The sequence below is a fragment of the Nevskiales bacterium genome (assembly GCA_035574475.1).
Lineage (GTDB): Bacteria > Pseudomonadota > Gammaproteobacteria > Nevskiales > DATLYR01 > DATLYR01.
In genome coordinates this window covers 1-11,039 of sequence record DATLYR010000204.1, presented here as the reverse complement: position 1 = coordinate 11,039, position 11,039 = coordinate 1, and the positions used below count along the sequence as shown (strand labels likewise).

At 67.1% G+C, this 11,039-nt stretch carries 11 protein-coding genes; 8 read left to right on the top strand and 3 right to left on the bottom strand.

What is annotated here, in order from left to right; translation table 11 throughout:
- The 3 genes from VNJ47_12385 to rmuC form a co-directional block, all read left to right on the top strand.
- A partial coding sequence (locus tag VNJ47_12385; protein ID HXG29631.1) for a DUF692 family protein occupies positions 1-395 on the top strand: 395 nt, incomplete at its 5' end.
- Positions 396-405: 10 nt separating this feature from the next.
- The gene (locus VNJ47_12380; GenBank protein HXG29630.1) at positions 406-1,164 is read left to right on the top strand and encodes a putative DNA-binding domain-containing protein; all 759 of its coding nucleotides are present in this window, start codon (positions 406-408) and stop codon (positions 1,162-1,164) included.
- A 98-nt stretch (positions 1,165-1,262) separates the two neighbouring features.
- Positions 1,263-2,396 carry a DNA recombination protein RmuC gene (gene rmuC, locus VNJ47_12375; protein HXG29629.1) on the top strand — a complete coding sequence of 378 codons (1,134 nt, stop codon included), beginning with the start codon at positions 1,263-1,265 and terminating at the stop codon, positions 2,394-2,396.
- Between the two features lie 185 nt (positions 2,397-2,581).
- On the opposite strand, the gene VNJ47_12370 is transcribed toward rmuC, so the two are convergent.
- Positions 2,582-3,397, bottom strand: a complete 816-nt coding sequence (locus VNJ47_12370; GenBank protein HXG29628.1) for a ParB/RepB/Spo0J family partition protein — start codon at positions 3,395-3,397, stop codon at positions 2,582-2,584.
- A gap of 107 nt (positions 3,398-3,504) precedes the next feature.
- On the opposite strand from VNJ47_12370, the gene VNJ47_12365 reads away from it, so the two are divergent.
- From VNJ47_12365 to VNJ47_12350, 4 genes are all read left to right on the top strand, one after another.
- Entirely contained in the window at positions 3,505-4,323 is an 819-nt protein-coding gene (locus VNJ47_12365; GenBank protein ID HXG29627.1) for a lysophospholipid acyltransferase family protein, read from the top strand.
- Positions 4,320-5,327: an SDR family oxidoreductase gene (locus VNJ47_12360; GenBank protein HXG29626.1), complete on the top strand. Its 1,008-nt coding sequence runs from the start codon at positions 4,320-4,322 to the stop codon at positions 5,325-5,327. The genes VNJ47_12365 and VNJ47_12360 overlap by 4 nt, the downstream gene beginning before the upstream one ends.
- A gap of 14 nt (positions 5,328-5,341) precedes the next feature.
- Complete coding sequence (locus VNJ47_12355; protein HXG29625.1) at positions 5,342-6,037, top strand: VacJ family lipoprotein; 696 nt, start codon at positions 5,342-5,344, stop codon at positions 6,035-6,037.
- Between the two features lie 138 nt (positions 6,038-6,175).
- Entirely contained in the window at positions 6,176-6,874 is a 699-nt protein-coding gene (locus VNJ47_12350) for an FKBP-type peptidyl-prolyl cis-trans isomerase (GenBank protein ID HXG29624.1), read from the top strand.
- Between the two features lie 56 nt (positions 6,875-6,930).
- On the opposite strand, the gene VNJ47_12345 is transcribed toward VNJ47_12350, so the two are convergent.
- Complete coding sequence (locus tag VNJ47_12345) at positions 6,931-7,929, bottom strand: serine/threonine protein kinase (GenBank protein ID HXG29623.1); 999 nt, start codon at positions 7,927-7,929, stop codon at positions 6,931-6,933.
- A gap of 84 nt (positions 7,930-8,013) precedes the next feature.
- On the opposite strand from VNJ47_12345, the gene plsB reads away from it, so the two are divergent.
- Complete coding sequence (plsB, locus tag VNJ47_12340; GenBank protein ID HXG29622.1) at positions 8,014-10,503, top strand: glycerol-3-phosphate 1-O-acyltransferase PlsB; 2,490 nt, start codon at positions 8,014-8,016, stop codon at positions 10,501-10,503.
- A gap of 60 nt (positions 10,504-10,563) precedes the next feature.
- Here plsB and VNJ47_12335 read toward each other — a convergent pair.
- Positions 10,564-11,039 (bottom strand): glycine zipper 2TM domain-containing protein (locus VNJ47_12335; protein HXG29621.1); only part of this gene is annotated, 476 nt, incomplete at its 5' end.

Here is an 11,039-nt window from a genome sequence, read left to right as displayed (position 1 = left end):
TGGCGGTGCTGGAGCGCGCCGACTGCGGCCTGCTCCTGGACGTCAACAACATCTACGTCAACAGTATCAACCACCGCTACGACCCGCTGGCCTTCCTCAAGGCGCTGCCGCGCGAGCGCATCGTTTATGCGCATGTCGCCGGGCATTACGTCGAGGCCGAGGACCTGCGCGTGGACACGCATGCCGCGCCGGTCTGCGATCCGGTCTGGCAGCTGCTCGATGCCGCCTACGCGCATTTCGGCGTATTCCCCACACTGCTGGAACGCGATTTCAACATCCCGCCGCTGGCGGAGCTGTTGCGCGAGGTGGCGGCGATCGGGCGGCTGCAGGCGAAGCATTCCTGTCAGGGACAGGAAACTGATGCGTTCCCCGCCCCCCGCGTGGGGAGGGGTTAGGGGAGGGGGTATGCACGAGTTCCAGCGCGTGCAATACGCCTTTGCCGCCCACCTGCGGGATCCGGCGCGGAATCCCGCGCCGCCGGACGTCGAAGACCGGCGCATGAAGATCTACCGCGAGCTGTTCTACAACAACGTCGAGGGTTTCATCGCAAACGCCTTCCCCGTGCTGCGCCGCCTGTACGAGGACGGCGCCTGGCAGCGCATGATCCGCGACTACTTCGCGCGCCACCGCGCGCACACGCCGTTCTTCCACCGCATCGCCGAGGAGTTCCTGCACTACCTGCAGGACGAGCGCGCGCCGCAGCCGGAGGATCCGCCGTTCCTCCTGGAGCTGGCGCATTACGAGTGGGTCGAGCTGGCGCTGACCGTCAGCGAAGCGGAAGCCGACCCCGCCGGGGTGGATCCGGCCGGCGACCTGCTGGACGGCGTGCCGGTGCTCTCGCCGCTGGCCTGGAACCTGGCTTACCGCTACCCCGTGCACCGCATCTCACCGGATTTCCGGCCGACGGAACCGGGCCCGCAGCCGACCTGCATCGTGGTGTACCGCGACCGCCGTGACACGGTCGGCTTCCTGGAGGTCAATGCCGTCACCGCGCGCCTGCTGCAGCTGCTCGAAGCGCATCCGGACCGCAGGGGTCGCGAGCAGTTGCAGACTGTCGCGGCCGAGTTAAAACATTCCAGGACCGAGACGGTCATCGAAAGCGGGCGCGAGCTGCTGGAGGGCCTGCGCCGGCGCGACATCATCCTCGGCGTACGGCAGGGCTGAGCCGGTCGGGCAGGTGCGCGATGCGCGCCCGACGGGCAATCGGACCCGCTATGCGCAGGCATGACAGCCGATGATCGGCATGCCATCCTTCCCGCACGATGACTGAAACCCTGCTGCTGATCGGGCTGATCCTGCTGGTGGCCGTGGCGGTGCTGCAGCTCGTGCTGCTGCTGCGCAACCCCGAGCGCCAGCTGCGCGAGGACCTGTCCACGCGCCTGCACCACCTGACTGAATCCAACGAGAATCGCCTCAACGCCCTGCGCGAAACCCTGGACCGCCAGCTGCTGGCGCTGCGCCAAGGCAACGAGCAGAAGCTCGAGCAGATGCGGCAGACTGTGGACGAGAAGCTGCAGGGCACGCTGGAGAAGCGCCTGGGCGAGTCCTTCAAGCTGGTCAGCGAACGGCTGGAGGCGGTGCAGCGCGGCCTGGGCGAGATGCAGACCCTGGCCACCGGCGTCGGCGACCTCAAGCGCGTGCTGACCAACGTCAAGACGCGCGGCGTCTGGGGCGAGGTGCAGCTGGCGGCGATCCTCGAGCAGGTGCTCACGCCCGAGCAGTACCTGCGCAACGTCAAGACCCGGCCGGACAGCGGCGACAACGTGGAATTCGTGGTGCGCCTGCCGGGCCGCGGCGACGGCGGCGAGGAGGTGTGGCTGCCGATCGACTCCAAGTTCCCCAAGGAGGACTACGAGCGGCTGGTGGACGCGGCCGAGCGCGCGGACGTGGAGGAGGTACGGCGCGCCAGCGACGGGCTGCTGCGCGTGATCCGCAATTCGGCCCGGGACATCCACGACAAGTACCTCAACCCGCCGCGCACCACCGACTTCGGCATCCTGTTCCTGCCGACGGAAGGACTGTACGCCGAGGTGCTGCGCCAGCCGGGCCTCGTCGCTGAGCTGCAGCAGAACTACCGCGTGGTGGTGGCCGGGCCGACCACGCTGGCGGCGACGCTCAACAGCCTGCGCATGGGGTTTCGCACGCTGGCGATCGAGCAGCGCTCCAGCGAGGTGTGGAAGATCCTCGGCGCGGTGCGCACCGAGTTCGCCAAGTTCGGCGAGGTGCTGGAGAAAGTCCAGCGCCAGCTCGAGCTGGCCAGCAGCGCGATCGAGCAGACCGGGCGCCGCACGCGCGCGATGGAGCGCACGCTCAGGCAGGTCGAGAAGCTGCCCGATGAGCAGGCGCGCGATGCACTGGGACTGGACGACGTTTCCGTGTCGGCCGACGACCGCTGAAAGGCGAATCGCCGTCGCGCGCCGTCATGGCCTGGTCATTTTTTCGTCACAGTGGACAAGCGCCTTGTTTTTCGGGAATTCGGAATCACGATCCCGGTTTTATCCACAGGTTTATCCAGCATTTCTGTGAATTGTCACATTCGATGAGCGCCGACTGACCAAACAGTCAGACTAAATCTTGTAGTTCAGTCGCGACGAAAGCCCCATTTGTCGAGGATGCCCTCGAATTCGTCGAGCGTGTGGAAGCGGATGCGGATTTCGCCCTTGCCGCGGTCGCCGTCGTACTCGATCGCCACCGGATTGCCGAGATAAGCGCTCAGCGCCTCTTGCAAACGCGCCAGGTCGCGCTGGCTGCGGCGTTCGGCCGCCGTCAGTGACAGGTCCACGCTGCTGCGCTTGTACAGGTTTTCCAGCGCGCGCACTGACAGGTTCTTGCGGATGGTGGCCAGCGCCAGCGGCGTCTGTCGCTCGGCCGGCACGCCGGCCAGTACCTTGGCATGGCCGAGCGACAGCTTGCCTTCGTCCACCAGCTCCTGCACGCGCTCGTTGAGCGTCAGCAAGCGCAGAAAATTCGTGATGTAAACCCGCGACTTGCCGACGCGCTGCGACATGGCCTCGTGGGTCAGTCCGAAGGTCTCGCCGAGCTGGCGCAGGCCGCGCGCGGTTTCCATCGGCGACAGCGACTCGCGCTGCAGGTTTTCGATCAGGCCCAGCACCAGCGCCTCGCGCTCGTCGAGGTCGTCACGCACGATGGCCGGGATCTCGTGCAGGCCGGCCAGCTGCGCGGCGCGCCAGCGGCGTTCGCCGGCCAGAAGTTCATAACCGCCGCTGCGGGAACGGACCACCACCGGTTGCACCACGCCGGATTCCGCGATCGAGGCCGCCAGTTCGCCCAGCGCGGCCGGGTCGAAGCGCCTGCGCGCCTGGTAGCTGCCGGGGTGGATCAGATCCACCGGCAGCAGCTGTACGGAACGGGCATCGGGCGGCGGTTGCTTGGGCATGCGGGCTTGTGCGGGGGTGGCGGTTGCAGTCGCGGGGCGGCTGCTGAGAGTAGCGTGTCCGGCGGCACTCCGGTAGTCTGGAATGCGCGGGGGACTGACGTCGACACATGAAATTCAGGCACTATCTCAAGCAGCGGTTCGTCCCCTCGGACATCGCCGAGGCCTTCGACCGCATGCCGGTCAACGTCGGCGAGCTGGGCTACGATCCCTGGGGTTTCAACCCGGATTCGGCCAAGCTGGCGCTGACCGCCATCCGCTTCCTGTATGAAAAATACTTCCGCGTACAGGCGCACGGGCTGGAGCACATCCCGCAGCAGGGGCGATTGCTGGTGATCGCCAACCACAGCGGCCAGCTGCCGATGGACGGCGTACTGATCGGCTACGCCCTGGCCACCAATCCGTACGGCCCGCGCATGGCCCGGGCCATGATCGAGCGCTTCTTCCCGACCGTGCCCTGGATCGGCAACGTCCTCAACCAGATCGGCGGCATCGTCGGCGACCCGCTCAACTGCGTGAATCTGCTGAAACGCGAGGAGGCGGTCATCGTGTTCCCGGAAGGCGTGCGCGGCTCGGGCAAGCCCTACCGGCTGCGCTACCAGCTGCAGCGCTTCGGCGCCGGCTTCATGCACCTGGCCATGGAGCAGGACACGCCGATCGTCCCGGTCGGCGTGGTCGGCTGCGAGGAAACCATGCCTTCGCTCGGCTCGATCGACCCGCTGGCGAAGCTGCTCGGCATCCCCTACGTGCCGATCGCGCCGCTGGTGCCGCTGCCGGCGCGCGTGATCCTGAATTTCGGCGAACCGATGCGTTTTGCGGGCCCGGTGGAAAGCGAGGAGCAGGTCGTGGAGAACGTGGAACAGGTCAAGGACGAAATCCGCCGGCTGATCGACAAAGGGCTGGCCGAACGCAAGGGCGTGTTCCGGTGAGCCGCCGCGCCTCCGGCAACGGCCGCGTGCGGACGCGCACGGCGCCGGCACGCGAAAGGCGCAAGGTGCTGGTGACCGGCGCCGGCGGCGCGCTCGGTCGGCGCGTGATCGAGCGGCTGAAGGAATGCTACGACGTGGTCGGGGTGGACTTCCGCTGGCGCAAGCACGTGGACCCGGACGTGGTCCATTACGAGGTGGACTTCGAGAAGCGCAAGTTCCAGGACGTGTTCCGCGAGCACCGCTTCGCCGGCGTGATCCACCTGGGGCGGATCGGCTCGACGCAACTCAACCGCGCACGCCGCTACAACTCCAACGTCATCGGTACTGAGCGGCTGCTGCAGTACTCGCAGCAGTACGGGGTGCGCAAGGTAGTGATCCTGTCCAGTCACTACGTCTATGGCGCGGATGCCAACAACCCGGCGTTGCTGGACGAGAGCACGCCCATGAAGGCGGCCAACCTGACCAACGAGCTGGTGGACTCGGTCGAGCTGGAGAACCTCTGTAACATCTACCTGTACAAGCATCCGGAGCTGAACATCACCATCCTGCGTCCCTGCAACATCGTCGGGCCGGGGGTGCAGAACAACCTCAGCAAGATTCTGGCCTCGCGCGTCGCGCCCTGCCTAATCGGCTTCTCGCCGATGATGCAGTTCATCCACGTCGACGACCTGGCCGAGGCCGTGGTGCTGGCCTATGAGAAGGACCAACGCGGCGTCTACAACGTGGCGCCCGACGACTGGATCGCCTACCAGGACGCGCTCGAACTGGCCGGCTGCCACCGGCTGTTCCTGCCCTCCCTGCCGCCGGCGCTGCCGCGGGTGCTGGCCAGTCTGGTGAACGGTGTCGCCGGCCTGCCGTTCCCGAGCTATCTCGTGAACTACTTCAAGTACCCGGTGATCATCGACGGCCGGCTGTTCGCGGAACGCTTCGGCTTCAGACCGCGGCGCACGCTGCAGGAGATATTCGATTACTATCGGGGCGAGAAATCGCGCCAAGCCGCCTGAACCCGGGGATACCGATGCTGCGCCTGTTCCAGGTCTGTTGCCTTCTGCTGCTCGCCGGCTGCGCCCACAGCCCGCCCGACGATCCGCTGGACCCGCTCGAGCCGGTCAACCGGGTCGTGTTCAGCTTCAACGATAAGCTGGACAAATACGCGCTGCGGCCTGCGGCCAGGGGTTATGTGGCGGTGGTGCCGGGGCCGGCGCGCAAGGGCGTCAACAATTTTTTCGCCAACCTGTTCTACCCCCGCGTGGCGATCAACAATTTCCTGCAGGGCAAGCCGCGACGCGGGGTGTCCGACATCGGCCGCTTCCTCGTCAATACCACCATCGGCCTGGTCGGCATTTTCGACGTCGCCACGCCGCTGGGACTGGAGCGGCATCACGAGGACTTCGGCCAGACCTTCGGCATCTGGGGCATCGGGCCGGGCTGGTATCTGGTGTTGCCGTTCTACGGCCCCGCCACCAACCGCGACTTCGTCGGCCGGCTGCTCGACGCCCAGCTCAACCCGCTGTCGCACGCCTCGGATGACGTGCAGCTCGCGGCGACGGTCGTGTACGCCGTGGACAAGCGCGCCGAGTTCCTGGGCGCCGACAAGCTGATCGAGGACGCCTTCGACCCCTACCTCTTCGTGCGTGGCGCCTATCTGGAGCGGCGCGCGGCCCGTATCCGGGACGCGCAGGACGGGGGTATGGACCGGTCCTACGAACCATAACCGGCCGGGCCGGCTTCGTGCTAAGCTGCCGGTGCGGTCCAAGCCCGCACCGTTGGGCATGGCCGTACCGCATACCACACATACCTGAAGTTTCGGCGCCCGCCTGTCGGGCTTCCGGCGCCGCGAGGATATTCATTCATGAACAAGCTGTTGCTATCCACCCTGGGCCTCGGCCTGGCCCTCACGCTGACCGCTTGCGACAAGGGCGGCAAGTCGGAGCTCAAGACCGACACCGAGAAATTCAGCTACGCGATCGGTATGGACATCGGCCGTTCGCTCAAGCGCCTGGATACCGAGATCGACGTGGCCGCGCTGCGCCAGGGTGTGCAGGATGTGCTCGACGACAAGGAAACCCTGCTGACGCAGGAACAGGTGGTCGAGGTCATGACCGCCTTCTCGCAGAAGATCCAGAAAGAGCAGGAAGAGAAGCAAAAGGTCGCCGCCAGCACCAACCTGGATGCAGCCAAGAAGTTCTTCGCCGAGAACGGCAAGAAGGAAGGCGTCAAGACCACGAAAAGCGGCCTGCAGTACCAGGTCATCACCGAGGGCAAGGGCGAGAAGCCCAAGGCCACCGATCGCGTCAGCGTGCACTACAAGGGCACGTTGCTGGATGGCACGACCTTCGACAGCTCCTATGAGCGTGGCCAGCCGGCGACTTTCCCGCTCAACGCCGTGATTCCCGGCTGGACCGAGGGCCTGCAGCTGATGACCGTCGGCAGCAAGTACAAGCTGTTCATCCCGCCCGAGCTCGGCTACGGCGAGCGCGGTGCCGGCCCGAAGATCGGCCCCAACGCGGCGCTGGTGTTCGAGGTCGAACTGCTCGGCGTCGAGAAATAGTTTCAGGCATTCGATACCAAAGCCTCCGGCAGGCGACTGCCGGAGGCTTTGGCTTTTCAGAGCGAAAGTGGCGGTTCCTGCAGCAGGGCCAGCTGCTCGCGTAATGACAGGATGTGTTCCTGCCAGAAGCGGGTGGTATTGAACCAGGGAAAGGCGCGGGGAAAGGCGGGATCGTCCCAGCGCCGCGCCAGCCAGGCCGCGTGGTGCAGCATGCGCAGACTGCGCAGCGCCTCGACCAGATGCAGTTCACGCGCATCGAAGCGGCGGAACGCGCTGTAGCCTTCCAGCAGCTCGCCCAGCCGCGCGCGCAGGTAGTCGCGGTCGCCCGACAGGAACATCCACAGGTCCTGGATGGCCGGGCCCTGACGCGCGTCATCGAAGTCCACCAGCCAGGGGCCGTCCGCTGCCCACAGCACATTGCCTGCATGACAGTCGCCATGCAGCCGCAAGCTGCGCGGCTGGCCCGCGTGCGCAAAGCAGGCGCGGATGCCGGCCAGCAGGTCGCGCGTCAGCGTTTCGTACGCCGGGCGCAATTCCGCAGGCAGCCAGCCGCCCTCCAGCAGGAAGCGCACCGGCGCCTCGCCGAATTCCGCCATGCTCAGTACCGGCCGCTCGCGGAAAGGCTCCAGCGCGCCGATGTTGTGTATCCGCGCCAACAGGCGCCCGAGCTGGTGCAGGGTCTCGGGACGGTCCAGCTCCGGCGCGCGACCGGTAAGCCGCGGGTATAGCGCATAGCGATAACCCGCATGCTGCAGCAGGGTTGCGCCGCCACAGTCCAGCGGTGCGGCCACCGGCAGCTCGGCCGCGGCCAGCGCCAGCGTGTAGCGGTGCTCCTCCAGGATGGCGGCGTCGGACCAGCGCAGTGGCCGATAGAACTTGGCGATGAGCCTGCGACCGTCCACGAGTCCGACCTGGTAGACGCGATTCTCGTAGCTGTTGAGCGCGAGCAGCTGCCCATCGCAGGCAAAGCCGCGCGCCTCGACCGCGTCCAGCACGGTATCGGGCGAGAGGCGGGCGTAGCGGGCGATGCGGCCGTCGGTGCCGTGCGTGTCCATGTTCACCGCGTATGAGAACCGGGCCAGAATACGCCATCCCCGGCGCCTTTGTGACACAATCCGCGCGGGGAGCCGATAACGATCATGCGCCTACTGTCCGGACTGCTGTTTGTGCTGGCGAGCCTGCTGCGCCGTCCCCTGCTGGCCTGGGTCCAAACCCGCGTGGCGCCGAGCGGACTGCCGCAGGAACTGGGCCTGGACCCCACGCGCCCGGTCTGCTACGTGCTGGCCGCGCGCAGCATCGCCGATCAGTTCGTGCTCGAGGAAACCTGCCGCCTGCACGGGCTGCCGCCGCCGCGCGGCGGCTACCGCGACATGCCCAAGCCCGGTCGCGCCGGGCTGGTAGCCTTGCCGCGGCTGGAAGGGCGAGGCATGCAGCGCCGCTACGGCAACCCGGTCGAGATCCGGCGGCTGGTGACGCAGGCGATCGTCGATCGCGATTACGAGGTGCAGCTGGTGCCGGTGTCGGTGTTCTGGGGGCGCAACCCCGGCCAGGAAACCTCGTTGCTGAAGATCATCTTTTCCGACAGCCTGCGCGCGGGTCCGCTGCGCAAGCTGTTCATCATCCTGTTCAACGGCCGCAATACCTTCGTCAGCTTCGGCCGACCGATTTCGTTCCAGGCCTTCATGGCCCAGGATCTCGAGCCGCAGGCGGCGACACGCAAGCTGGTGCGTGTGCTGCGCGTGCACTTCCGCCGCCAGCGCGCGGCCACGCTCGGCCCCAACCTGATCAATCGCGCGCAGGTGCTGAGTCACGTCATCGCCATGCCCAGTGTGCGCGAGGCCATTCGCCTCGAGGCCGCGGCGGAGCGCATCAGCTTCGAGCAGGCCGAGGAGCGTGCCTGGAACTACGCCGACGAGATCGCGGCCGATTACAACAACGCGGCGATCAGCTTCGTGGTGCGCGTGCTGACCTGGCTGTGGAACCGCATCTTCGACGGCATCCAGGTGCACCATGCCGAACGCCTGCGCGCGTTCGCGCACCAGCATGGTGTGGTCTACCTGCCGGCGCACCGCAGCCACATGGACTACCTGCTGGTGTCCTACGTGCTGTACCAGCAAGGGCTGGTGCCGCCGCATGTCGCCGCCGGCATCAACCTCAACTTCTGGCCGGTGGGCGGGCTGATCCGGCGGCTGGGTGGCTTCTACCTGCGGCGCAAATTCGGCGGCAACAAGCTGTACTCCGCTGTGTTCCGCGCCTACGTGGACTGGCTGATGTCGCGCGGCTATTCCATGCAGTTCTTCCCCGAGGGCGGACGCAGCCGCACCGGCCGCCTGCTCACGCCCAAAACCGGCATGCTCAGCATGGCGGTGCAGAGCTTTTTACGGAACCCGGATCAGTCGATCGTGCTGGTGCCGGTCTATACCGGCTACGACAAGGTCATGGAGGTCGGCAGCTACTTCAAGGAGCTGCGCGGCAGCCAGGCCAAGAAAAACGAATCGGTCGGCGATCTGATCCGCGCCACGCGCGTGGTGCGCATGGCCTTCGGCAAGAGTTACATCTCCTTCGGTGAGCCGCTGGCGCTGGCGCAGTTCCTCGACGCGCGCCAGCCCGGCTGGCGCGCCGATCTGGCCGCCTGCCCGCCGGGCGAATGGCCGGCATGGTTCAGCGAGTTCGTGGTCACGCTGTCCTACGAGGTCATGGCGCGCATCAACAGCGCGGCCGCGCTGAGCCCGGTGGGCCTGGTGGCGACGGCGCTGCTGGCCAGCCCGCAGCAGACCCTGGCCGAGGACGAGCTGTGCGAGCAGATGGACAGCTGGCTCGGACTGCTCCGGACGCATCCCTACAGCGAGGACGTGTGGGTGCCGGACCTGGACGGTGCCGGCGTGCTCGCCTATGCCGAGAAGATTGCGCGCCTGACCCGTATCCAGCATCCCTGGGGCGACATGATCGCCGCCGAGGGGCGCGATGCCGTGCTGCTGACCTACTACCGCAACAGCGTCCTGCACCTGCTGGCGCTACCGTCGCTGATCGCCAGCCACTTCCAGCAGCGCGAGGCGGTCGCGGAAACCGAGCTGGTCGAGGCCTGCTGCGAGCTGTACCCGGTGCTGCGACGCGAGCTGTTCCTGCGCTGGCGCGACAAGGAAACCGAGGCCGCCGTGCGCGGCATGGTGGGCGCGCTGGTGGATCGTCGGCTGCTGGAACGCGACGTCACCGGTAGCCTGCTGCGCCGCCCGCCGGTGACCAGCGCCGAGTTCGGCAGCCTGATGGGCCTGGCCAACGTCATGCGCGAGTCGCTGGAGCGCTACTGCATGACCACGGTGCTGCTGGCCGAGAACCTGCCGCGTGGCTTTATCGAGCGCGGCGAGTTCGAGCAGCAATGCCACCTGATGGCGCAGCGCATGGCGGTGCTGTCGGGGCGCCGGGCCCCGGAGTTCTTCGACAAGGCGCTGTTCAGCAGCTATATCGACAGCCTCAAGCGGCAGAACCTGTTGCGCCCTGACCCGGTATCCGGCGATCGCTGTCTTGCCATCGACCCACAGCTGCAGCGCATGGCGGAGCAGGCCATGCGCTACCTGTCGGTCGGCGTGCAGCAGCGCATCCGCCGCCTGCTCAGCCGGCCACGGGGGTAATATGCCGGCCCTGCGCCCACGCGTGCAGGGCCGACACGCCAGAACCGGAAAGCGCGGCGATCAGCGGCGGACGAGTTTCCCGTCCTGGATGCGCACCTTGTCGCCCACCGCCCAACCCTCGGCGGATTCGAGCTTGACCGTTTCGATGCGCTCGTCGGCCTCCATGCGTACCGACACCAGGTAGTAGGTGCTGCTGCGCGCCTTCTCCTCGATCTTGTGCCCGGCGTAACCGCCGGCTACGGCACCCACCAAGCCGGCGATATTGCGTTTGTCGCGGTCGCCCTTGACGATCTCGCGGCCGGCCACGCCGCCGATGACCGCGCCGGTCACGGCACCCACGCCGGTGCCTTCGCCTTCCTGGGTCTTTTTCTCGATGCCTGTGATGGTGCCGCAGTCGGTGCACACCGGTTGGGTGTTGGCCGCAGCCAGCTGAGTTTCGCTGCGGGCCGGCTTGCTGCTCGCGGGTTTGCTCGCTGACGGGGTCGGGGCGGGTGCAGGCGCCTGGGCGGGCGCGACTCCGGCCGCGGTGCTGTCCG